Source organism: Hymenobacter canadensis (assembly GCF_027359925.1).
Lineage (GTDB): Bacteria > Bacteroidota > Bacteroidia > Cytophagales > Hymenobacteraceae > Hymenobacter > Hymenobacter canadensis.
In genome coordinates this window covers 3931940-3955425 of record NZ_CP114767.1, presented here as the reverse complement: position 1 = coordinate 3955425, position 23486 = coordinate 3931940, and the positions used below count along the sequence as shown (strand labels likewise).

Sequence of the window (23486 nt, the reverse complement as noted above, 5' to 3'; positions counted from 1 at the left end):
GATACTCGCTGCACTCGTCCGCGGAAGCAGGAGCTTCGCGTTACAGACCAGCCGCTACATACACGGCCAGAAACTGGAGCAGCATCACGCCGTCGGTGAAGAGGGCAAAGTAATAGTCGGGGCGGGACTCGTGGGCGTGCCAGATGAGGGCAGCGCCGGCCACTGAGGGCGCGCTTAACACCACCAGCTGAGCCACCGAAGGCGGCACCGGCGGCAGCAGGTTGGCCAGCACCAGCGCCGCCAGCGCCACGTATTTGGTGGCCTGCACGCCGAACACGCCAGGGAACGTACGGGTGCCCATCAGGCGGTCTTTGGTGTAGTCGCGGATGTCGAAGACAAACGCCAGGGCCAGAATAAACAGGAAGCGTTGGGCAAAGACCAGCAGCACGGGCGGGGCCGCCGGCTCGCGGCCCAGGGCCAGGGCCGGCACCCACACCGTCACGGCGGCCCACACGTAGGCAATGAGGAAGACTTTGAGCAGCGGCAGGTCGCGCAGGGCCCACCAGCGGCCCCGCCACTGCAGCAGTGGCAGCGAGTAGAGCAGCGAAATAGCCGTCAGATGGCTCAGAAACCAAGTCAGGCGCTGCCAGCCATCCGCCAGAAACAACCCGCCCGCCACGGCCAGCGCCCCCAGGGCTAATACCAGCATGGACCGCCGATGCGCCAGCATCCAGCGCTTGCGCCCCGACAGCTGCTGCTGCTGCCGGAACTTGTAGGGCAGCACGCTGTCAATGTTGTAGAGAAAGAGCGTGGCCGCAAAAATGAGCAGCCCCAGGCGCGGCAGCATAGCGACCTGCCAGGCCAGAAAAGTAGCCCAGGTGAGGCCGAGCGCGGCCAGCGCCAGCCACGTGCTGCTGTAGAGGACGGCATCGGCGGCGCGGCGCAAAAGCGCGGCTGGCGCAACAGGGCCGGTGGAAGGGGCAGATGAGGTAGGCATAGGCGCAAAAGCCAGAACAACCGGAACCAGGCTGCCGCCCAAAGGTACGGCCAGCGCAGTCCGGAGGCCGCAGAGCAGCCGGCAGCCCCAAACAAAAACCCTCTTCTCCGGCGCTACAGCCGGAAAAGAGGGTTTTGCAGGTGCCAGGCGCAACGGAGCTTACAGCTCCACGCCCGTAGATTTGGTGGTCTGCTCGGTGGCAGAGCCGTTCGGGAAGGTTTCGTTGTAGAGCTTGATGCTTTGCTCGATGATGCGGTAGGCATCTTCGCGGCCCATGAAACGCTCCACGCTTACATGCTTGTGCTCCAGGGCTTTGTAGTCCTCGAAGAAGCGCTGCATTTCGTTGAGTGTATGCGGGGGCAGGTCGGCAATGTCGTTGAAGTGGTTCACGGAAATATCGTGGGCGGCCACCGCAATGATTTTGTCGTCTTCCTCGTCGCCGTCAATCATCTGCATCACGCCGATAACCTTGGCCTCCACCAGGCACATGGGCACGATATCCACCGAGCACAGCACCAGAATATCCAGCGGGTCGTTGTCGTCGCAGTAGGTTTTCGGGATGAAGCCGTAGGCGGCCGGATAGTGCACAGCCGAGAACAGCACCCGGTCCAGCTTCAGCAGGCCGCTGGTTTTGTCCAGCTCGTACTTGCCTTTGGAGCCTTTTGGAATTTCGATGATGCCGTTTACCACCTTTGGGGCGTCGTCGCCGCGCTCCACATCGTGCCAGGGATTAAAATGAGCCATATTCAGTTGTAGGGGCGCGTTGCACGCGCCCAGCTGGTGTGAGAAATTAAAACGAAAAGCGGCCGGATACAGGACGAGTGCAGTACGTAAGCGGCTGAAAAAAGCTTGGGTGACAAAAGATTCTGTTTGCGCGGACAGAGTGAGCCGCCACAGTGCTGATGCCGGGCGGGCGCGTACAACGCGCCCCTACCGGCCCAGCACGGCCTGCAGCGGCGTGCCGGTGTTGCCGTCGGGCTCCTGAATGTGGAGCCAGCTGGCCAGGGTAGATGCAATATCGGTGATTTTGGCGGGGTGGCTCGACTCGCCGTGCTTCACGTGCCAGCCCCAGAACACCAGCGGCACGTGGGTGTCGTAGTTGTTGAGCGAGCCGTGGGTGGTGCCCTTGCTCACGGGGTAGCTATACGACTCCAGCCAGCCGGGCTGCAGCACCACCATCACGTCGCCGCTGCGCTTGGGGTAGAAGCCGTTTTCGAGGTACATGAGCATGCCGCTTTCCCAGTGCGACTTCTGCAAATCGTCGGCCGTGATGGCGCGGTTGACGCCGGCCAGCTGGCTGGCAATGTCCACCACTTCGTCCTGCACCACGCGCAGGCTCAACTTCTTTTCGGCAATAAGCGGGCGGTTGAGGTATACCTGCTGATTTTCGTAATCGAGCACCCACTGCCCGGCCCCGTGCCGGCGCACCAGCTGCTGCTGGATAGAATCCTGCATGAGCTTGGGCCCCACCGAACCGCCGGGCAGGTGGTGGTCGGCGAGGAAGCCGGGCGAGTGCGCGGCGGCGTGGTCGGCGGAGAGGAACACCAGCGCCTGGCCTTTGCCCACGGTGCGGTCGAGGTAGTCAAGCAGGCGGGCAATATCCTGGTCGAGGCGCAGGTAGGTATCTTCGGTTTCAATGGCATTCACCCCGAACTGGTGCCCCACGTAGTCGGTGCTGCTGAAGCTGAGGGCCAGAAAATCGGTCTGGCCGCGCTGGCCCAGCTGCTCGGCGCGCACGGCTTCCAAGGCAAAGTCCAGCGTGAGCGAGTTGCCGAAGGGCGTGCTCCGGATCAGGTCGAGGTTACGGGCCGGCTGAGGCTTCTCGCCGGTGGCGGCCAGCGCGCCCTGCACCGGGGCGGGCAGCGCGCCGCTCAGCTGCGGCAGGTTGTGCGGAAACACCGGCTTGGCTTCACCCTTAAACGTCGCCTCCCAGGCCACATCGTCGGGCGAGCTTTCGGTGTACTGCCCGATGGGCAGCAGCGTTTCCCAGGGCTTATCCAGGTACTTGGCGGCGCGGTTTTCGGCGTTGAACTTCGCCACCCACTCGGGCAGTGTGTTCTGGTAGAAGGTGCTGGTGATGAAGGCCCCGTTGGTGCCGTCGTACCAATAGGCGCCGTTGGCGGCGTGGCCGGCCGGCAGAATGGAGCCCCGGTCTTTAATGCAGACGCCAATCACCTTGCTCTGGAAGTTGGTGGCCAGCCGCAACTCGTCGGTGATGGTGCTCGTGAGCATATGGCGCGGGCTCTGCTGCCCGGCGGCGGCCGTGCCGCCTACCGGCTGCACAGTCTTGTCTTCGGTCACATAAGTGCCGCGGCCGGTTTCGCGCTCAAACCAGTTATTGCCCACAATGCCGTGAAACGAGGGCGTGGTGCCGGTGTAGATGCTGGCGTGGCCCGGGCCGGTGTAGGTGGGCACGTAGTTGTAGTGGGTGTTTTCGTAGCTGAAGCCTTCGCCCAGCAGCCGGCGGAAGCCACCGCGGCCGTACTTGCTCCAGTAGCGGTAGAGGTAGTCGTAGCGCATCTGGTCCACGACCACGCCCACGACCAGCTTGGGCCGGGCCAGCGCCGTAGACTTCTTCTGCCCGAAGGCAGACCCCGCCAGCGTGGCGGCCAGCAACAATAACAGGCTCTTTTTCAAATCGGAAAGCAGTTAGACAAAGGCGGCCGCAAAGATAGCCGCCCGCGCCGGGAATTGCAGCATAGTATGTAGCACGGGCTTCAGCCCGTAGCTCGCCGGCTCCGTGCCGTATGTGGCTGACTGGTTGCAGCACCTGTTTTCGCATGGTGCAGCTCCGGGGAGCTACGGGCTGAAGCCCGTGCTACACGCAACGCGCCGCGCCTTTCCTGCGTGTACCCACCATGCCCGCTACCGCCCTCCCCTATGCCCTGCTGTTCGACATGGACGGCGTGCTCATCGACAACACGCCCGAGCAGGCCCGCGCCTTCCAGCTGCTATTCCGCGACCTGGGCCTCACCACCAACGCCCGCCGCCTGCTGCGCCGCCTCAACGGCATGCCGGCCTCCGAGATATTGGCCATGGTCTTCACCAACCCCGTCCCGAAGAAACAGCTCGAAGAATACGCCGCCCAGCGCGAGCTGCTCTACCGGGTGCTCTATTGGAACAAGCGCCGGGAAGTAGCCGGCCTCACGGCGTTTCTGCAGGCCGCCCGCGCCGCCGGCTTCCGCATCGGCCTGGGCACCGGTTCCGGCGACGATACCATCAGCTACATCCTCGACCACCTGGGCCTGCGCCGCTACTTCGATGTGGTGGTGGGCAAAGACGACGTGAAGCACGGCAAGCCCCATCCCGATACCTACCTCACCACGGCCCGGAAGCTGGGCATCCCGCCCGAGCGGTGCGTGGTGCTGGAAGATGCCGTGCTGGGCGAGCAGTCGGCGTACCGGGCCGGCATGCGCTGCGTAGCCGTGGGCACCTCCCTCAAAGCCGCTGACTTTCAGGCGCCACTAGCCTACATCAAGGACTTTACTGGCTTCACGCCCGAAAACCTGCTGGAGCTGCTGGCCCAAGCCCCTGCTGTGCCGAAGCCCCGCAAGCCCTAGCCGTTCCACTCCCCAGACCCATGTAGAGACGCGACCCTTCGCGTCTCCCCGTTGCTGACGTTACTCCCCGCCCCCACAACGCCGAAACCCCGAGGGTCACGCCGCTACCCCTACACGCAAAGAGCCCCGGCGCCAGGCGCCGGGGCTCTTGTGTTTACCGCATACGCCGGCTACTCCAGCACGAGGCGCGTGGCCTGCCCGCCGGTGCGCACCACGTACACGCCCAGGGGTTGCCCGGTGGGCAGCACCAAATGGGCCGTGCCGGTGGCGTCGGCGGTGGCGGTCAGCACCAGGCGGCCCACGGCGTCATAGATCTGCACCGGGGCGTGGGCGGCGGCTCCGCGCAGCGTGGCCGCGCCCGTGGTGGGGTTGGGGGCCAGCGTCAGGCGGGTTGGGGCCACGTTGCTCAGGGCCACGGCGCGCACCGGCGAGTACGAGAACGTACCGTCCTGGTCGAGCTGCTGCAGGCGGTAGTAGAGCACCGGCACGCCGGCCGGCAGCTGCTGGTCGAGCAGGGTGTAGGCGCGGGGCGCGGTGCTGGTGCCCGCGGCGGGCACCGTGCCCACCGTCCGGAACGTCACGCCGTCCGGGCTGCGCTCCACCCCGAAGGCGGCGCTGTTCACTTCCGTGGCCGTCGTCCAGGCTAGGCGCACGGCCTGCGGGCCGGCGGCCGTGGCCGTGAAGGCCGTCAGCTCGACGGGCAGCGGGTTGGCGCTGCTGCCCAGCGTCCAGATGGAGAAGTCGGCAATGCCGGTCTTAGTCACCTGGTTGAGGCCCTGCGTGATGGGCGACTGGTTGGCCCAGGGGCCGGCCAGGCTCGTCTCGGACTTAAACATCGCCAGGTTGGCGGTGGTAATGCCGTTCAGTTCATGGTCGAAGTAGACAAAGTTCATCGTCACGTTCAGGCCCGTGTTGACGGCGGGCTGAATGTCGAAGTAGCGCTGGATGCTCACGCTCGTGCCCGTACCCGTCAGGGCCGTGCCGGTGGTGCGGCTGACGGCCGTGGCGCCGGGAGCTACGGAGCCGGCAGCCGGCGTCAGGGTCAGGCCCAGGCCGCCGAAGGTCTGGGCGGTGCCGGGCACCAGGGTGCGGTTTACGGCTACCTTGCCCAGCACGTAGCTGGTTTCACTCTCGCTCAGGGTGGCCGAGCCGCCCAGGTTTACCTGGTAGGCGCCGGTGGTCGTGAGCGTGCCGCTGCTCAGCGTCAGAGCCGAGTTGATGGTCAGGTTCCGGCCCAGCTGCACCGTGCCGACGGGTTTCGTCACCGTCACGGTAGTGAAGCCGCCGTTGTTGCTCAGCGTCTGGGTGGCGGCGCTGCCCACGAATGCCACGGCGCCCGAGAAGGTGGCCGTGCCGTTGTTGGTCAGGTTGCCGTTCACTTGCAGGGTCGCGCCGCTGCTCAGCGTGAAGCTGCCACTCGCGTCGATGGTCAGGTCCTTCACCGTCAGCGTGCCCGTGGTCAGGTTGGGGTAGCGGCTTAGTCCGGCCGGAACTACCACGTTGGTAGTGGCATCGGGCACCTTGCCGAAGCTCCAGTTGCCGCAGTCGGTCCAGGCCGTGGTGGCGGCCCCGTTCCAGGTGGTGGTGGGCGTGGCGGGCACGCTCACCGTCACGGTGGCTACGGCGGTGGCAACAGTGCCCCCGGCATCGGTTACCGACAGCCTCACGGGGTTGACCCCGGTGCTGGCGCAGCTGAAACGCAGGGTGCTGCCCTCCTGGGTCAGGCGCAGGTTGTCGAGGGCAATGTCCACGTCGGTGCCGTTAATTTCGCCGCGGAAGGCCAGGGTCTGGCTCGCGACGGTGGCCGTAAACGTCAGGCTGAACGGCGTCCAGGTGGTGCCCACGGCCGGGAACGTGGTCAGCTGGCTGCCGTTGAGGTCGACCGCCAGAGCCGGGGCACCCAGCGTACCCACGATATAGTTGCTGCGGTAGTTGCCGCGCAGCACGTAGGTGGCCCCGCTCATCAGCCCGGTCACGGTCTGGCTCAGCGTGGGGTCGGTGCCGGGGCTGCCGGCGTCGTTGAGGATGAACATCCCGCCGGGGTTGCCGCCGCTGGCGAAGTAGCCGCCGTTGTTGTCCACGTTGGTAGCAGTCCAGCCGGTGGCGTTGGTGTCAAACGTGCCGTTCGTCACGCGGCTGGTGGCTTCGGCCAGGCTCAGGCTGCCCGCCGCGGCCGTGCCGCAGTTGGCCGTGCTGCCGCTGTTCACAGCCGAAGCTGCCACCGTGGCAATGCCGTTCACGTCCAGGCTCACGCTCAGGTTCTGGGCCACGCTAACAGGCGGCACGCACACCGTAAACGCCAGCCCGTTGCTGGTGCCGCCGGGCGTGGTAAGGGTCACGCTGCCGGTGGTAGCGCCGGCCGGCACCGTGGCCGTAACGGTTGTGTTGCTCACCACCGTAATGATGCTGGCCGCCGTACCGTTGAAGCTCACGCCCGTGGTGCCGGCCAGGTTGAGGCCCGTGAGCGTGATGCTCGTGCCCACCGGCGCGCTGTTGGGCGCCAGGCCCGTGAGTACGGGGGCGGCCCTGTATGTGATGCTGAATGGCCCGGCCGCCGCGTTGCCGGCGTTGTTGGCATCTTGGGCTACACCGGCGGCCAGGCTCACCGTTGTGGCCGTGCCGGGCGTGGTGGGAGTCACCGTGAAGGTGTACGGGCCGGCCCCGCTGCCGCTGAAGCTGCCGGCCACCACGCTGCCGTTGCCCACGGTCAGGTCGGCGGCGGTAAAGCTGGTGCCCACGCTCTGCGAGAAGTTCACCGAAAACGGAATCGGGGTGGTGCCGGTGCTGCTGCCGCTGGCGCCGGCCGTGCTGCTCACGGTGGCCGTCAGGGCCGGGGCCGTGACGCTGAAGGTAGCTGAGGTGAAGGGGCTGTAGGCGTTGTTGTTTGGCGGCTGAATGCTGCCGATAAACACCCCGTTCAGGAACACGTTCAGCGCCTGGTCAGTTGTGGAGCAGCACACGCGCTGGGCCGCCAGGAAGCTCACCTGGTAGCTGCCCGTGGGCACCGCCAGGTTTTGCTGCAGCAGGCCGTTGATGCCCAGGTTGCTTTGCACCACGCCCACGGCAATGCCGCTGGGAACGGGTGTCACCGGGCTGAAGGCACTGCCCGCGTCGGCAATGCCCGAGACGCTGTTGAAGCTCCAACTAGCCCCTGTGGGGCTGTAGGCAAACGTGTTGCCGCCGTTGTTATAAGGGTCGTGGGTTTCAAAGCTGCCGTTCTGCAAAGCGTTGGCGAAGGGCGCGCCGCCGCTCAGCACCTGCACCGCGTCCACAAAGGCCGTCACGTCGCCGCCCGACCCGCCTACTCCCTGAATGCGCAGAATGGGGGCCGCCGAAAAGCTCTTGGTGATGGTGTACGCTTCGCCGGCGGTGTAGGGCAGGCCGCTCACCGCGGGCGAGATGCCCGTGCTGTTGGCCACGTTCAGGCGCAGCGTGCCGTTGCCAGTGCCCGTGTTCACGTTGACGGTGTAGGTAGTGCCCGAGCCGCTGACGCTGATCACGCCGGCCCCGCTGATGCCGGTAGGCGTTATACCGAAGTTACTGACCGTTAGGCCGGTCACGCTGGTGCTGAACACCACCCGGTACTGCACCGTGGCTGTGGCCGTGGGTGAAGGCATCTGGCGCGTAATGGAGGCTACGGTCGAGAGCACCGTAAACGCCTGCCCGTTGCTGGTACCCAGCGGCGTAGTGAGAGTCACGTTGCCGGTGGCAGCGCCCGCGGGCACGGTGGCCGTGGCCGTGGTGCTGTTGGTTACGCCGAAGATGGTGGCCGCCGTCCCGTTGAAGCTCACGCCCGTCGCCCCGGTGAAACCGGTGCCCCTAAGCGTCACGCTTGTGCCCACCGGCCCGCTGGTGGGAGCTACAGACGTAAGGCGGGGGAAATTGTCGGTGAGGCATAACGTGAAGTCGCCGGAGCTGTAGCCGCTGGCAGACTCGTACACCCGCACGTAGTACGTGGTATTAGGCGTCAGACTGCTCAGAGTTACCACTTCGGCCCCACCGCTCAGGGTGGCGTTGGTACAGCTCACCGAAGTCAGGCTGCCGCAGGCCCCGCTCAGCACCTGCACTACGCCGTCATAGTCGACACTACCCTGCATGGTGAGGGTGTAGCTGCGGGCCGTGGCGGCCGTGGTAAACGAATACCACACGTCATCGTCGGGGGTGCCGGTGCAGGCGGGCACGCCGGCAGAGGCCGTGGCGCCCAGCGACGTTCCGTTGATGGGGGTGCAGGTGCCAGCCGACGACAAGGCTACGGCCGCGGCGCACTCGTTGTTGGCCGGCGCGGGTGGCACCACGTAGGCAGCCAGGGCAAACTGGCCGGTTGTCCCCCACCCCACGTCGGCGCTGTATACCCGCACGTAGTAGGTGCCGGCGGCCAGCGTGGCGCTGTAGTTCTCGGTGAGGCCGGTGCCCGTGTCGTTTACGCACGCCAAGGCCGTGGTGCCAGCGTTGGAGAATACCTGCAGTACGCCGTCGTAGCCCCCCGAGCCGCGCAGCGTCACCGTGACGGGCTGCGTCCGGCTCAGCGTAAACGTAAACCATACGTCATCGTCGGGGGTGCCGGGCGTGGCGGCCGTACACGCCGTGATGCCCGACGACGCCGTGGCGTTGGCCGACGTGTAGGTGGTGGCAAACGAGGTGGGCGAAAAGAAAAGCAAAGGCAGCGCAAAGGCCCCGGCCGGGTTGTTGTTGGCCGGCACCACAGCGGTGGGGGGAGAACCGGTGCTAAACGAGGCCGCCGGCACAAACTGCACCTGGCTGAACGAGGTCGGCACCATGGCCAGAGCGTTAGCACCTGAGTCGTTCACATCGGCGTTGGCCTGGGCAAAGAAGTTGCTGTTAGACGATTGCTGGGCCAGGTAGCTGCCGGCCGGCGTGCTGCCAGTCAAGCCCAGCGAGTATGTGTAGGTAAAGTCACGACGGCCGTCAAAACCCGACATCACGCCATACTGGTACTGAATGATGTTGCTGGTCTCGTACAGCTTCACCTGGAAGTTCAGGTTAGGGCCATCGTTGCTGAATACCTCCATCCCCAACCATTCCACCGTAAGCACCCGGTTGGGGGCCGTGCCACTGACCAGGTACTTCATGGAAGCGTCCAGCGAAGCCGTGCCATAGATATGGCCCTGACACACCAGGTCATCCCACATCGGCGCCAGCAGCAGCGGCAAGCTGTTGCTGCCCGCCAGCTCGTTCGTGAATGAGATATTGGTGGTGGCAGAGTTAAGGGCTATCCAGCCGTTAAGACAGGCCTGGAAGCTGGTAACGGGCGTGCCCAGGTAGCTAAACGCAAAGTCCGCGGGCAGGGCTACGCTCGTAGAGGTATTGTCGTCGGTGCTGATGCCCTGAAACGTGAAGCTCGTGCCCGTGGTCCCGATGGAGGTGTACGTACTGCCCGTGCTGCGCGAGGTGCTGAAAGCCGGCGTCTGGGCCCGCGCCGCCCCCGGCAGCAGCAAGGCCAGCAGCAGGCAGAGGTAGCCCACCACTGTAGTGGGGTAGAAGTGAGCCGCGCCTGCGGCCCTGGGGTACAAGTGCTTCATGCAATGCAGGGAGTGCCACGTCCGGGGGAAAAGGCCAGGACAAGAGCAGCTGTTGCTGAATATCCCACGAAGTATTAGCGTTACGCTATTTTAGCAAATCTACTGTCGCTACATCTGTTCGTCCAATATTTTATTTGATTTTTTTAATAACAGTCCGATGCTGTCTAACGTGGCTCTCAGGCCGCGGCCGGCTTCCATCGGCACCTTGCCCGCCTTGGCGGCCCGGTTGCCGGCGGCGGCCCCGGTGGCCGCGGTGCCAGCCGCCACAGGGCCGCCGGCCGGCGCGGCCTTTCACGTGGGCAAGCCAGCCGCCGGCAAGTACCGGCAGCACACCGCGCCGGGCTGAGCTGCTGTTGTCAGCCACCCCGGCCCCTGCTCCCCGGGCAGCGACGCCAGTTGAAAGCCCGGGCAGCTTCAACACGGCAACTCCCCGATGACTGCCCCCTTTGCTGGCGAATTTGTTTCTGCGACGGCACTACCTGCCCCGCCTCCTACTGCCCCCTACCCCGCCGGGCAACAAAAAGCCCCGCTCCTACCGGAGCGGGGCCAAAGCCGGGGGGCGGGCCTCCCCTACTGCACCAGGCGGCTCAGCACCTCGGAGTAGGGCTGCTGGTCGGTGTCGCCGCCCACGGCGGCCACTTTGCAGTACACCCGGTCGGCGGTTTTGCAGGCCGTGAGCAGGGCGTCGCCGTCGCGCACGACCACCGTCAGCCACTGGTTGTCGGGCTTGGTGGCGTCGAGGGTGTAGAGGTACTTGAGGGCCACGGCGTGGGGCGGGCGCTTGGCCTTGGCGCAGAGTGTGCCGGGCTGGGGGCCATCCGTGAGCTGGAACTTGCCGGGCACCTCCAGGGTGGTGTGCCGCTCGCGCTCCTTGCTCAACGACAGGCCGGTGCTGAGCAAAGCGGCCTCGTCCTGGGCATACAGCGCGTTGGCCATCTGGGCCACGGCGCTTAGGCTCTGGTTGAGGGCCGTGCGCAGCTGGGCCAGCTCGGCGGTTTGGGTGGGCGTGGGGTGCAGCACGCTGGCCGCCGTCTGGTAGGGCGTGAGGGCCGCCAGCAGGGCGTCGGTCTGGGGCTTGGCGTCGGGGTAGCGAGCGTTGCCGGTTAGGTTGGTCAGGCAGTTCTGGGCCAGCGGGCCAATGTCCATCTTGGCCAGGCTATCGAAATTGGTAATCAGTCGGCGGGTTGCCATAAGTCAGGCGAAGTAAATGGTAGAGAATAGAAGAATTGACCCGAAGGCCCTGGCGCACCTGCGTTCTTTGTCACCAAACCGCCCCCCGGTGCCGTAATCCAACTTTTCCGCTGCGCAGCAAGCCCTTCCCAATGCGTAGGACGGCGCTTCCTACGTATAGGAAGCGCCGTCCTACGCATTGAAAACGGCTATCTATGCGTAGGAAGCGCCGTCCTACGCATTGAAAACGGCTACCTATGCGTAGGACGGCACTTCCTACGCATTGAAAACGCCCGCCTACCCGTAAGAAGCGCCGTCCTACGCGTGGAAAAGGGCGGCCTACGGGTAGCCAGGCATTTCCTACGCCTACAAAGCGCCAACCGAGCCGGCAGACGCGCGGAAACCCGGCAAACAACGCAGCTAACACGAGGGAGTGCCCGGACGCACGGCCGGCAACGGACGGCCCCGCAAGGGGGCGGGCCACATAGCAGGATAGGGTCACGTAACAGGTATCAGGTTGGATAAGACAAAGCTGCTGCAACGGGCCGGCAAGCTGGCCTTCAGGCTATTAACCGCTTTGTTCCTACCAATATATCATTTTACCTATTTGATTGTCAAGAGGGCCGAAAAAATAAAAAGCGCCTCTGCCGCCCAAGGCAGCAGAGGCGCTGAAACCACAAGGGGCCGGCCCCAACACCCGGCCGGGGTGGCGCGGGTGGGCCGGGGCAACGGCACGGGTCAGGAAGCGGCGGCGGGCACTGGGGCGGCGGGCAGGGCCACGCCGTAGAGGGCAGCTACCAGCGCATCGATTTGTGCCTCCAGAGCCTGGGGGTCGGCGGCGGCCTTGGCCCCGGCCTTCCAGGTCAGAAAGTCCTTCACGAAGCCCTTGTCCTTGAAGAACAGGCGGTGGAAGTCCAGGGCGTCGAAGATGTACCACTCGTAGCCGGTGGTCACGATAAGGCTGCAGAAGTCGTCGGCCTTGTCGTCGGTGCGGTCTTCGAGGTAGTAGATCAGCAGCTGGTGCAGGGCCTTGCGATTGAGGTCGTCGGGGGCCAGCATCTCCTTGGGGTTCTTGAGCCCCTTGACTTCCAGCACCACGCCCACCGGCGAGTCGGCGGTGTCGCCGAGGTGCAGCACTAGGTCGCGCTTGTCCTTCACGTTGCCGTAGCGCGCCCCGCCCTCGGCCGGCTTGCTGACGTGGCGCAGGAAGTCGAGGATGTGAGTTTCGCCGTGGCGCTCAATCTTGGTGGGGTCGAGGTGCTTGAGCATCTCGGCCAGGTGCTGCCGGAATTCGGTTAGCTCTTCGGGGCTGGGCTTGAGGCGGCGCAAGGCGGCCGTAGCAGTATCGGGCGAGAGGTATCGGGGCTGTAGCATAAGGCCCGTACGATACGAGGGCGGGGCTTACGAGGCCTTATCCCCCCGGCCCCGGTTGGGCCTCATCCCCCCGGCCCCCTTCTCCTGTGGAGAAGGGGGAGCCTGATGACTGCAACGCCGCCCCTTCGGCTGGCGCCTCAGGCACGGCTACCGAAGTCGTTCCAACGTCTTGCGAAGTGAAACTTCGCGCTACATCCGGACAGGTAGCCGTGCCTGAGGCGAAAGCCGAAGGGGCGGCGCTACAATCGTCAGACTCCCCCTTCTCCACGGGAGAAGAGGGCCGGGGGGATGAGGCCCAACCAGAACAAAAAAAGCCCCGTGACCAACCGGCCACGGGACTTTCCTGTAAAACGACTCGCCTTACCGGCTGGCTGCCAGCGCCTCCGCTCCACCCACGATTTTGAGAATCTCGGTGGTAATGGCGGCCTGACGGGTCCGGTTGTAGGGCAGCTTAAGCTGCTTGAGCAGCTCGCCAGCGTTTTCGGTGGCTACACCGACCCAACGGCTGGCACGTCTGCGTGTAGAGGCGGAAAGGTTGCGTCTCTACACGCAGACGTGCCAGCCGTTGGGTTCCAGCCGTGCAACGATGAGACGCGAAGGGTCGCGTCATTGCACCGGTCTGGACCAGAGCTACTCCCGCACTAGGCGTAGCACCTGCGCGCCGCAGCGCACCAGGTACAGGCCAGCGAGCTGCCCGGCCGACAGCACCAGGCGGGCCGTGCCCGTGGCGTCGGCGGTGGCGCGCAGCACCAGGCGCCCCAGGGCGTCCAGCACCTGCACGGCCGCGCCGGGAGCCGCGCCCGTGAGCATGGCCGCGCCGATGGTGGGGTTGGGATAGAGGCTCAGCGCGGCAGCCCGGGCCACCACCCGCACCGGCGAGTAGCTGAACGTGCCATCGGCATCCAGCTGCCGCAGGCGGTAGTACAGGATGGCTTGGTGAGCTGGGGGGTTGGGGTCCAGCAGCGCGTAGCGGCGCGGGCCGCTGCTGCTGCCGGCCGCCGGCACCGTGCCGATGGCTCCGAACGTGCGGCCGTTCGGGCTGCGCTCCACCTCGAAGGCGGCGCTGTTCACTTCCGAGGCCGTGGCCCAGCGCAGGCGCACAGCCTGCGGGCCTTCCGGCGCGGCTGCAAACTCCGTCAGCGCTACCGGCAGCGGCACTGCGTCGAGCAGCTCGCCCAGGAAGTTGGTAGTGGTCCCCACCGGGTTGTTGATGGTGAAGCTGCCGAACGTGGCGCTGGGTACGACAGAGCCCGCTACGTACACGCTCGTGCCGCGCACGGCAATGCCGTTGCCCTGGTCGTTGTCGGTGCCGCCGCCCACCTGGGTCCAGCCCAAGGTGGCCGTGGCCCCGTTGTCGATGTACTTGGCCACCACCAGGTCGAAGCTGTTCGTGGCCGTGGCCCCGTTGACCTGTACCGTGCCGGCCGTGGTGCCCGTGCCCCCGAACAGCACTCCACTGGCGTTGGCCGTGGTGTTGACGATAACGCCCGTCACGTACACGCTCGTGCCGCTCACGGCAAGGCCAAAGCCAATGTCGCCGCTGGTGCCGCCGCCCACCTGCGTCCAGCCCAGTGTGGCCGTGGCCCCGTTGTCGGTGTACTTGGCCACCACCAGGTCCTGGCTGCTTGTGGCCGAGGCCCCATTGACCTGCACCGTGCCGGCCGTGGTGCCCGTGCCCCCGAACAGCACCCCGGTGCTGTTGGCCGTGTTGTTGGTGATATAGCCCGTTACGTACACGCTTATGCCGCTCACGGCAAGGCCCTGGCCAAAGTCGGTGCCGGTGCCGCCCCCGCTCTGGGCCCAGGCCCAGGTGGCGGTGGCCGGCACGTACTTGGCCACGAACAGATCGTTGCCGCCCGCGCTACTGAGCAAGGTGCTGCCAAAGGCCACCTGGCCCGTGAAGTTGCCCGTCACAAACACGTTGCCGGCCGCATCCACGGCCGTGGCCTGCGTGGTGCTCGTGCCATTGGCCTGGCTGCTGCTGCCAATGGTGGCCGCCGACCAGGCGGGGGCCTGGGCGCGGGCGGTCCAGGGCAGCAGCAACGTCAGCAGCAGCAGCAGGTAGGCCGCCACGGTAGCCGGGCGGGCGGGGGCCGCGTGGGCGGCCAAGGGGTAGGGGTGTTGCATACAATAGGCAGACGGGCCAGGTCTAAGGGAAAAAGGCCAGGACGAAAGCAGTAACTGCTGATAGTCCAGTAGACAATTGGTGGTGAGGCAGTAGGGTTGCAAAGGTACACCGGCAACGACCCCGGCTCCAACCCTATATTCAGCTACACGCATACTAAACTGTCCTTTTCCGGTAGCCGGCGCGGCGCGGGCGCACCGCATTGCGTGCCAGGAGCAGCGCCGCGACGACCCCGACCCCACCGCCCGCATAGCCGGCCTGGGCGGACCCATGTAGAGACGCGACCCTTCGCGTCTCCCCGTTGCTGACGTTGCTCCCCGCTCCCACCCCGGCGGCCCGGACGCCAGAACCCCGAGGGTCGCGCCGCTACCCCTACACGCAAAGAGCCCCGGCGCCAGGCGCCGGGGCTCTTGTGTTTACCGCATACGCCGGCTACTCCAGCACGAGGCGCACTGCCTGCCCGCCGGTGCGCACCACGTACACGCCCAGGGGTTGCCCGGTGGGCAGCACCAGATGGGCCGTGCCCGTGGCATCGGCGGTGGCGGTCAGTACCAGGCGGCCCACGGCGTCATAGAGCTGCACCGGGGCGTGGGCGGCGGCTCCGCGCAGCGTGGCCGCGCCCGTGGTGGGGTTGGGGGCCAGCGTCAGGCGCGTGGGGGCCACGGTGCTCAGGGCCACGGCGCGCACCGGCGAGTAGCTGAACGTGCCGTCCTGGTCGAGCTGCTGCAGGCGGTAGTAGAGCACCGGCACGCCGGCCGGCAGCTGCTGGTCGAGCAGGGTGTAGGCGCGGGGCGCGGTGCTGGTGCCCGCGGCGGGCACCGTGCCCACCGTCCGGAACGTCACGCCGTCCGGGCTGCGCTCCACCCCGAAGGCGGCGCTGTTCACTTCCAAGGCCGTGGCCCAGCGCAGGCGCACGGCCTGTGCGCCTTCCGGCGCGGCCGTAAACTCCGTCAGCGCTACCGGCAGCGGGGCGGGCAGCGGAAACACCAGCACCGGCGCGGGCGCCGTGATTTCCTGGGCGGTCTGGCCGTAGTTATTCAGGCCCCAGGCCCAGAGGCTGCCGTTGGTTTGCACGGCCACGGTGTGGGCGGCGGTGGGGCCGGTGGCTACCGTCTGCCAGGTGGCCGTGCCCACGCGGGCGAAGCTGGTGCGCTGCGTGATGGTACCGTCGCCGAGCTGGCCGCTGCTGTTGAGGCCGGTGGCCCACAGGCTGCCGTCGGTGCGCCGGGCCAGGCTGTGGCTAGCCGCCGCCGCCACCTGCTGCCAGGTGGTAGCCGTCCCGATCTGGACCGGGGCCAGCCGCTGGGTGGTGGTGCCGTCGCCGAGCTGGCCGTTGCCGTTGAAGCCCCAGGCCCAGAGGGTGCCGTTGGTTTTCAGGGCCAGGCTGTGCAGCTGGCCGGCCGCCACGCTCTGCCAGTCGGTGTCGGTGCCCACCTGCACGGGCACCAGGCGCTGGATGATGGTGCCGTCGCCGAGCTGGCCGTTGCCGTTCAGGCCCCAGGTCCAGAGGGTGCCATCGGTGCGCACGCCCAGCGAGAAGCCCACGCCGCCCGCCACCTGCTGCCAGTTGGCCTCGCTGCCCACCTGCACCGGCGTGGTCCGCAGGGTAGTGGAGTTGTCGCCGAGTTGGCCGTTACTGTTCATGCCCCAGGCCCACAGCGTCCCCTCGGGGCGGATAGCCAGTGTGAACTCCTGCCCGGCGCTCAGGCGCTGCCAGGTGGCCGCGCCCACCTGCACGGGCGTCGAGACGGGCGGGTTGTTGAAGGCGGTGCCCTGCCCGGTCTGGCCGCTGCCATTGTTGCCCCAGGCCCAGAGGGTACCGTCGGAGCGCAGGGCCACGTTGTGCCGCTGCCCGGCCGCCACGTTTTGCCACGCGGCTGCCCCCACTACCGCGCCCGGCTCCGGCAACAACGACTTGAGCGCATTGCCACGCCCCAGCTGCCCGGTGATGTTCTGGCCCCAGCTCAGGAGCGCGCCGGCCGTGGTAAGGGCCAGCGTGTAGTCGTTGCCCACGGCGGCGGTAGCCCAGTCGAGGGCGGTGCCCACCTGAGTGGGCGTAGCGCGCAAAGGGGTGGGGGCATCGGGGCTGCCCAGCTGGCCGCTGGAATTCCAGCCCCAGGCCCACACCGACTGGTTGGTGCGCCGGGCCAGCACCTGGTAGTTGCCCGTCACCAGCGTCTGCCAGGTGTCCACGGTGCCCATCTGGGTGGGCGTGGTGCGGTTGGTGGTAGTACCGTCGCCGAACTGGCCGTAGTCGTTCTGGCCCCAGCCCCACAGCGTGCCGTCGGTGCGCAGGGCCATCGTGTACGTAGGCCCCACCACGGCCTCCTGCCAGGTGGTGGCCGTGCCAATCTGAACCGGGCTGCGGCGCACGGCGGCGGTGCCGTCACCGAGCTGGTTGTTTACGTTGCGGCCCCAGGTCCAGAGTGTGCCGTCGGCGCGGATGGCCACGCCGTGCAGCGCCCCCAGGCCGGCGGCCACGTGCCGCCAGGTGGTAGCGGTACCAATCTGCACGGGCGCAGGCTGGGTAACGGTGCCCCCGTCGCCGAGCTGACTGTCGCCGTTGAAGCCCCAGGCCCAGAGCGTGCCGTTGGTCTTGATGGCCAGGCTGTGCAGCTGGCCGGCCGCCACACTTTGCCAGTCAGTATCGGTGCCCACCTGCACGGGCGTGGGGTTGCTGGTGTTGTTGGCCACGCCGATGCCGAGCTGCCCCTGGTCGTTGCGGCCCCAGGCCCAGAGCGTGCCATCAGTCTTGATGGCCAGGGTATGGGTGGCGCCCACCGCCAGGCTGCGCCAGTCCGAGGCCATACCCACGCGCACGGGGGCGTTGCGGTTGAAGGTGGTGCCGTCGCCCAGCTCGCCCCGGTCGTTGCGCCCCCAGGCCCACAGCGTGCCATCGGTGCGGATGGCCTGGGTGAAGCTATTGCCCGACGCCACGCGCTGCCAGGTGGTAGCCGTGCCGATCTGGACGGGCAGGGCGCGCGCGATGCCCGTGCCGTCGCCGAGCTGGCCGTTGGTGTTGAAGCCGCTGCCCCACAGCGTACCGTCGGGGTGAATGCTGAACGAGAAGCCGTTGCCGGCGGCTATTTCCTGGGCGCGGGCGGCCGTGGGCAGCAGCAGCAGTAACAGCCAGAACATTGCAGCCGCCAGCGGCCCCACGGCGCGCATCCCGCGCCGGCTAGTCGTGTACACGTATTCCATACAACCGCCGGAACGCTATGTCCGGACAAAAAAAGACCCGGACAGCAACTAAGTGAAGCAGCAGTCCGGAAGCAGCAAGCAGATATATACAAGCCAGCAAATATAGTACGCCGCCGCCGTCACTGCTACTACAAGCGCCACAACAACGGCCTGCGCTCGGGCAGCCAACGCCTGCACGCAGCCCCCATCTTCCCTCGACTGCGGGCATACAACGCCAAAAAAAAGGCCTGCCTCCAACGGAGACAGGCCTTCCTGCTTTTGGCAGATGCCTTACCGGCTGGCAGCCAGGGCTTCCGCACCACCCACGATTTCGAGAATCTCGGTGGTGATGGCCGCCTGACGCGTCCGGTTGTATGTCAGCTTGAGCGCCTTGAGCAGCTCACCGGCGTTTTCGGTGGCTTTCTCCATGGCCGTCATGCGGGCACCGTGCTCCGAGGCGTTGCTTTCCAGTACGGCCTTGTAGAGCTGCACCTTCAGCGACTGCGGAATCAGGGTTTGCACGATTTCCTCTTTCGAGGGCTCGAAGATGTAGTCCACGTTCGAGGTCTGCACGGCGGCCGGGTTCGGCTCGGCGGGCAGCAGCGGCAACAGCTGCTCCACGCGCACCACCTGCGTGGCCACGTTCTTGAACTCGTTGTACACCATCACTACCTCGTCGTACTGGCCGGCCCGGAAGCCGTCCATGGCCTGCTCGGCTGCTTCACGCACCGTGTCAAACGACAGCTTGCCGAAGACGTGCGTGTAGTTGCCGACCAGCGGGCCGCGGCGGTTGAAGTAGTCGTGGGCCTTCTTGCCGATGGCCATGTAGGCTACGTTGCCGGCTGCCGCCTGCGCCGCGTAACGCTCCTGCACTAGGGCATTCACGTTTTTGAACACGTTGCTGTTGAAGGCACCGGCCAGGCCGCGGTCCGAGGTAATGGCAATCACCAGTACCCGGCTCACCTCGCGCTGCTCGGCGTATTCGCTCACCACGTCGTCGCCGACCTGGGCCGTCAGATTCGTCAGGATGCTGTTGAGCCGCTGCGCGTAGGGGCGCATGCGCAGGATGTTGTCCTGCGCCCGACGCAGCTTGGCCGCCGCCACCATCTTCATGGCTTTGGTGATCTGCTGCGTACTGCTCACCGATACGATGCGGTTGCGGACTTCTTTTAAGCTAGCCATTCTCGTGAAAATGAGTTGTCAGTTGCTAGTTGTCGGTTGTCAGTTTTAGTGAAGCGGCCTTGTGGCACCTTCTTCCTGACAACTGACAACCAACAACTGACAACTAATGAATTACTTCGAAGCGTATACCGCCGACAGGTCTTTGGCAACCTGACGGATGGCGCCGGTGATGGTGTCGTCGAGCTTACCCGCTTTCAGACCCTGCAGCACCTCGGGGTGGCGGGTGTTGAGCACCTGCACGAACTCCTTCTCGAACTCGCGCACCTTGTTTACGGGCACCAGGTCAAGCAGACCGTTGGTAGCAGCGTAGATAACGGCCACCTGATCTTCCACGCGCTGCGGCGAGAACTGGGGCTGCTTCAGGATTTCGAGGTTACGACGGCCGCGCTCAATGGTGAGCTTGGTCGAGGCATCGAGGTCGGAGCCGAACTTGGCGAAGGCTTCCAGCTCACGGAACTGGGCCTGGTCGAGCTTCAGCGTACCAGCCACCTTCTTCATCGACTTGATCTGGGCGTTACCACCCACCCGCGATACCGAGATACCTACGTTGATAGCAGGGCGGATACCGGCGTTGAACAGGTTGGTTTCGAGGAAGATCTGGCCGTCCGTAATCGAAATTACGTTGGTCGGGATGTACGCCGAAACGTCACCAGCCTGGGTTTCGATGAGCGGCAGAGCGGTCAGCGAACCACCACCTTTCACCAGGTGCTTGATGCTGTCCGGCAGGTCGTTCATGTCGCGGGCGATGGTGTCGGAAGCGTTGATCTTCGCGGCACGCTCCAGCAGGCGGCTGTGCAGGTAGAACACGTCGCCGGGATACGCCTCACGTCCGGGAGGACGACGCAGCAGCAGCGACACCTCGCGGTACGCTACAGCCTGCTTCGACAAGTCATCATACACTACCAGAGCCGGACGGCCCGTGTCGCGGAAGAACTCGCCGATGGCGGCACCCGTGAAGGGAGCAAAGAACTGCATCGGCGCCGGGTCAGAGGCCGAAGCCGAAACCACAACGGTGTAGTCCATAGCGCCACCCTTGGTCAGGGCGTTTACTACCTGGGCCACGGTGGAGGCTTTCTGGCCTACGGCTACGTAGATGCAGAAAACCGGCTCGCCGCGCTCATAGAATTCGCGCTGGTTGAGGATGGTGTCGATAGCTACCGTAGACTTACCCGTCTGACGGTCGCCAATGATCAGCTCGCGCTGGCCCCGGCCAATCGGAATCATGGCGTCGATAGCCTTGATACCGGTCTGCATCGGCTCCGTTACGGGCTGACGGAAGATTACACCGGGGGCCTTACGCTCCAGGGGCATATCGTAGGTCTCGCCCTGGATGGGGCCACGACCGTCGATGGGTAGGCCCAGCGTGTTTACCACGCGGCCCACGATGCCCTCACCTACCTGGATAGAGGCAATTTTATTGGTACGGCGCACCGTGGCTCCCTCGCGGATTTCGCTGTAGTCGCCGAGCATTACGGCACCTACGTTGTCTTCTTCGAGGTTAAGAACCAGGGCCTGCAGGCCGTTTTCAAATTCGAGCAATTCCCCCGACTGGGCTTTGCCCAGGCCGTAGATGCGGGCTACACCGTCGCCAACCTGCAATACCGTACCAACCTCTTCGAGTTCGGCTTCGGTTTTGAAGTTGGACAACTGCTCCCGCAGAATGGCGGATACTTCATCCGGACGTACTTCTGCCATGTGGATTATAGTTGAGATTGGTAGGGGTTCTTCGAGAATTCGGTGCGCAGCTTGCGCAGCCGGAAGCTCACGGAGTCGTCGAGGAGCCGGTCGCCAACGCGCAGCACGAAGCCGCCAATCAGCGAAGCATCCACCTTCTCGGTGAGGGTCACCTGCTGGAGGCCGGTCTGCTGGCGAACCAGCGACTCCAGCTCCATGCGCAGGGCCGGCGTCAGCGGCATAGCCGTCGTGACTTCCGCCAGCTGCACGCCGCGCAGGCTGTTGTATTGGGTCAGAAACTCGGCACCAATATATTCCAGCGCGCTTTCGCGGTTTTTCTGGGTGACGATGGTGAAGAACTTCTCGGTGAGGTTCGACACCTTGCCCCCGAACACGGCGCGCAGGATGGCCAGCTTCTTGTCGTGCTTGACGATGGGGTTGCGCAACAGCAGACGCAGGTCGCGGTTCTCGGTCAACGTTTTGTTGAACAAGTCCATGTCGTCCTTCACCTGCTCCAGCGTACCCTGCTCCTCGGCCAAATCGAGCAACGACTTGGCATAGCGGGAGGCAACTCGTAGTTCAGACATTGCTTGTAGTATTGAGTAGTTGGTAGTAAGTATTAAGACAGGTTGGCTTGGGGCATCCCCAATCTCACTACTTAATACTGAATACTCGCTACTAATTCAGGTTTACTTCCTTCAGGTACGAATCGACGAGCTGCTGCTGAGCCGGCTGGTCGGCCAGCTCGCGGCGCAGGATACGCTCGGCAATATCAATCGACAGCTTGGCGGCGGTGTTTTTCACCTCAGCCAAAGCTGCGTTCTTCTCGTTCTGAATGGCTTCGCGGGCCTGCACAATCATGCGGCCGCCTTCTTCCGTTGCCTTGGTCTTGGCCGTCTCGATGAGCTGGTTAGACACCTCAGTAGCTTCCTTCAGAATACGGTCGCGCTCCATGCGGGCGTCGGCGAGCAGTTTTTCGTTGCCGGCTTTGAGCTGCTGCATTTCGAGCTTGGCCTGGTCGGCCATGCGCAGGGCATCATCAATGGAGCTTTCCCGCTCTTTCAACGAGCTCAGGATGGGCTTCCAGGCAAACGCGCGCAGCAAGAGCAGCACGATGCCGAAAATCACCAGCTGCCAAAAGATAAGGCCTAATTCGGGCGTTACAATTTGCATGAGGGAGTAGAGAAATCAGTAGTGAATCCGTAAAATCCGGGCTGCAGCGATGAGGCAGCCGTGTGGCACAGCTACTCAGCCGGCCAGCCCGGAAAAACCAAGACAGCCCGCCACGCCGTGCGCTGAAGCGACGCGCGCAGCGGGCTGCTCGTGTACTACCTCTATCCCTAGAGTTTGAACGAAATCAGCAGGCAGACTACTACTGCGAACAGGGCCAGACCCTCAATCAGAGCAGCAACGATCAGCATGGCAGTCTGAATCTTGCCCGAAGCTTCCGGCTGACGGCCGATGGCTTCCATAGCCTGACCACCGATGCGGCCAATACCCAGGCCTGCACCCAGAGCAACCAGACCAGCACCGATAGCGGCACCAAATACAGCCAGACCAGCGGCGTTAGCAATCTGCAACAACAGAGAAAGAAGCATAAAAAAAGGTTTGGGGGAAGTGAGAAACAAAAAAATCAGAAAAAACGAACGCGGGTGAGCTTAGTGGGTGTGGGCCGTGTCGGCACCGTCGCCGCCGCCCATTTGGTAGTCGGCATCGTGGTGCTCTTCCACTGCGCCGCCAATGTACATGGCCGTCAGCAGCGTGAAGATGTAGGCCTGCAGAATGGCTACCAGCAGCTCCAGCATGTTGATGAACAAGCCGAAGGCCAGCGTTACGGGGGCTACACTCACGCTGCCAAAGATGAAGATCAGCGAAATGAAGCTCAGAATAACGATGTGGCCGGCCGTGATGTTGGCGAACAGACGTACCATCAACGAGAACGGCTTTACCACAATACCAATCAGCTCCACCGGAATCATGATGGGCAGCAGGGCTTTCGGTACGCCGGGCGTAGCGAAGATGTGGTGCCAGTAGTTTTTGTTGGAGCTGAACAGGGTGATGAGCAGCGTCAGAACGGCCAGCGTGAGCGTAACGGCGATGTTGCCGGTGAGGTTGGCACCGCCGGGCATCAGGCCCATCAGGTTGTTGAACCAGATGAAGAAGAACACGGTGAGCAGGTACGGCATGTAGCGCTCATACTTCGGGCCGATGGATTTCTTGGCTACTTCGTCGCGAATGAAGACGATAATTGGCTCGAAGAACGATTGAATGCCCTTGGGGGCGCCGGTGCCGCGCTTGGCGTAGCCGCGGGCTACGGCCGTGAACACCAGTAGCAGCAGCACGGCGCTCAGCATCAGCGAGGCCACGTTTTTGGTGATGGAGAAATCGTATACCTTGCTGCCGTCTTCGGATTCGAGATGCTCGTGCTCCAGCTTCAGGCCGTTGTATACTTTGCCTTCTGCCAGCTGCGCCGACGAGAATACGCTCAGGCCCTGGCCCGCGCGGTAGGCAATAACGGGCAGCGGAATGGTGAGGTGCTTGCCCTGGGCTTCGTCGCCGATAGTAGCGAAATGCCACTCGTGCGAATCGCCGATGTGGTGCAGAATCATCTCGCCGGGACTAAACGCCTCCTTATCGGTGGCCTCCGCGGTTGTTGCCGCAGGCCCGTTGGCGTGGGCAGCAACTGAGAGGAAGCAGAAGAGAGCTATAAGTAAGCGCTTCATTCAGAACGGTTTAGGGTTTTT

General features: G+C 64.8%; 16 protein-coding genes and 1 pseudogene. 2 read left to right on the top strand and 15 right to left on the bottom strand.

Annotated features, from left to right (window positions below; all coding sequences use genetic code 11):
* Positions 1-40: 40 nt before the first annotated feature.
* From O3303_RS16910 to pafA, 3 genes are all read right to left on the bottom strand, one after another.
* Positions 41-937, bottom strand: a complete 897-nt coding sequence (locus tag O3303_RS16910; protein ID WP_269559551.1) for a UbiA prenyltransferase family protein — start codon at positions 935-937, stop codon at positions 41-43.
* A 159-nt stretch (positions 938-1096) separates the two neighbouring features.
* On the bottom strand, positions 1097-1681 hold the full coding sequence (locus O3303_RS16905; protein ID WP_269559550.1) for an inorganic diphosphatase: 585 nt from the start codon (positions 1679-1681) through the stop codon (positions 1097-1099).
* A 186-nt stretch (positions 1682-1867) separates the two neighbouring features.
* On the bottom strand, positions 1868-3574 hold the full coding sequence (gene pafA / locus O3303_RS16900; protein ID WP_269559549.1) for an alkaline phosphatase PafA: 1707 nt from the start codon (positions 3572-3574) through the stop codon (positions 1868-1870).
* Positions 3575-3795: 221 nt separating this feature from the next.
* Between pafA and O3303_RS16895 the strand changes: the two genes are divergently transcribed.
* Positions 3796-4497, top strand: coding sequence for an HAD family hydrolase (locus tag O3303_RS16895; protein ID WP_269559548.1), 702 nt, complete (start codon positions 3796-3798; stop codon positions 4495-4497).
* A gap of 170 nt (positions 4498-4667) precedes the next feature.
* On the opposite strand, the gene O3303_RS16890 is transcribed toward O3303_RS16895, so the two are convergent.
* Positions 4668-10037 (bottom strand): beta strand repeat-containing protein, encoded by a 5370-nt coding sequence (locus tag O3303_RS16890; RefSeq protein ID WP_269559547.1) that lies wholly within the window; start codon positions 10035-10037, stop codon positions 4668-4670.
* A gap of 169 nt (positions 10038-10206) precedes the next feature.
* Between O3303_RS16890 and O3303_RS16885 the strand changes: the two genes are divergently transcribed.
* Positions 10207-10383 carry a hypothetical protein gene (locus tag O3303_RS16885; RefSeq protein WP_269559546.1) on the top strand — a complete coding sequence of 59 codons (177 nt, stop codon included), beginning with the start codon at positions 10207-10209 and terminating at the stop codon, positions 10381-10383.
* 224 nt (positions 10384-10607) lie between these two features.
* Here O3303_RS16885 and O3303_RS16880 read toward each other — a convergent pair whose 3' ends face one another.
* The 11 genes and pseudogenes from O3303_RS16880 to atpB form a co-directional block, all read right to left on the bottom strand.
* Positions 10608-11228, bottom strand: coding sequence for a hypothetical protein (locus tag O3303_RS16880; protein WP_269559545.1), 621 nt, complete (start codon positions 11226-11228; stop codon positions 10608-10610).
* Between the two features lie 717 nt (positions 11229-11945).
* Positions 11946-12581 carry a DUF7149 domain-containing protein gene (locus O3303_RS16875; RefSeq protein ID WP_269559544.1) on the bottom strand — a complete coding sequence of 212 codons (636 nt, stop codon included), beginning with the start codon at positions 12579-12581 and terminating at the stop codon, positions 11946-11948.
* A gap of 360 nt (positions 12582-12941) precedes the next feature.
* Positions 12942-13070: pseudogene (locus O3303_RS16870) on the bottom strand (F0F1 ATP synthase subunit gamma); the annotation flags it as partial.
* A gap of 141 nt (positions 13071-13211) precedes the next feature.
* Positions 13212-14708: a T9SS type A sorting domain-containing protein gene (locus O3303_RS16865; RefSeq protein ID WP_269559543.1), complete on the bottom strand. Its 1497-nt coding sequence runs from the start codon at positions 14706-14708 to the stop codon at positions 13212-13214.
* Between the two features lie 430 nt (positions 14709-15138).
* Positions 15139-17907 carry an RCC1 domain-containing protein gene (locus O3303_RS16860; protein WP_269559542.1) on the bottom strand — a complete coding sequence of 923 codons (2769 nt, stop codon included), beginning with the start codon at positions 17905-17907 and terminating at the stop codon, positions 15139-15141.
* A 270-nt stretch (positions 17908-18177) separates the two neighbouring features.
* Positions 18178-19068: an ATP synthase F1 subunit gamma gene (atpG, locus tag O3303_RS16855; protein WP_269559541.1), complete on the bottom strand. Its 891-nt coding sequence runs from the start codon at positions 19066-19068 to the stop codon at positions 18178-18180.
* A 111-nt stretch (positions 19069-19179) separates the two neighbouring features.
* Positions 19180-20763, bottom strand: coding sequence for a F0F1 ATP synthase subunit alpha (gene atpA / locus O3303_RS16850; protein ID WP_269559540.1), 1584 nt, complete (start codon positions 20761-20763; stop codon positions 19180-19182).
* 5 nt (positions 20764-20768) lie between these two features.
* On the bottom strand, positions 20769-21329 hold the full coding sequence (atpH, locus tag O3303_RS16845) for an ATP synthase F1 subunit delta (RefSeq protein ID WP_269559539.1): 561 nt from the start codon (positions 21327-21329) through the stop codon (positions 20769-20771).
* 91 nt (positions 21330-21420) lie between these two features.
* A complete protein-coding gene (locus tag O3303_RS16840; protein WP_044014664.1) occupies positions 21421-21915 on the bottom strand; it encodes a F0F1 ATP synthase subunit B in 495 nt (164 codons plus the stop codon).
* A 167-nt stretch (positions 21916-22082) separates the two neighbouring features.
* Complete coding sequence (atpE, locus tag O3303_RS16835; protein ID WP_044000749.1) at positions 22083-22340, bottom strand: ATP synthase F0 subunit C; 258 nt, start codon at positions 22338-22340, stop codon at positions 22083-22085.
* Positions 22341-22400: 60 nt separating this feature from the next.
* A complete protein-coding gene (atpB, locus tag O3303_RS16830) occupies positions 22401-23465 on the bottom strand; it encodes a F0F1 ATP synthase subunit A (protein WP_269559538.1) in 1065 nt (354 codons plus the stop codon).
* Positions 23466-23486: the final 21 nt, after the last annotated feature.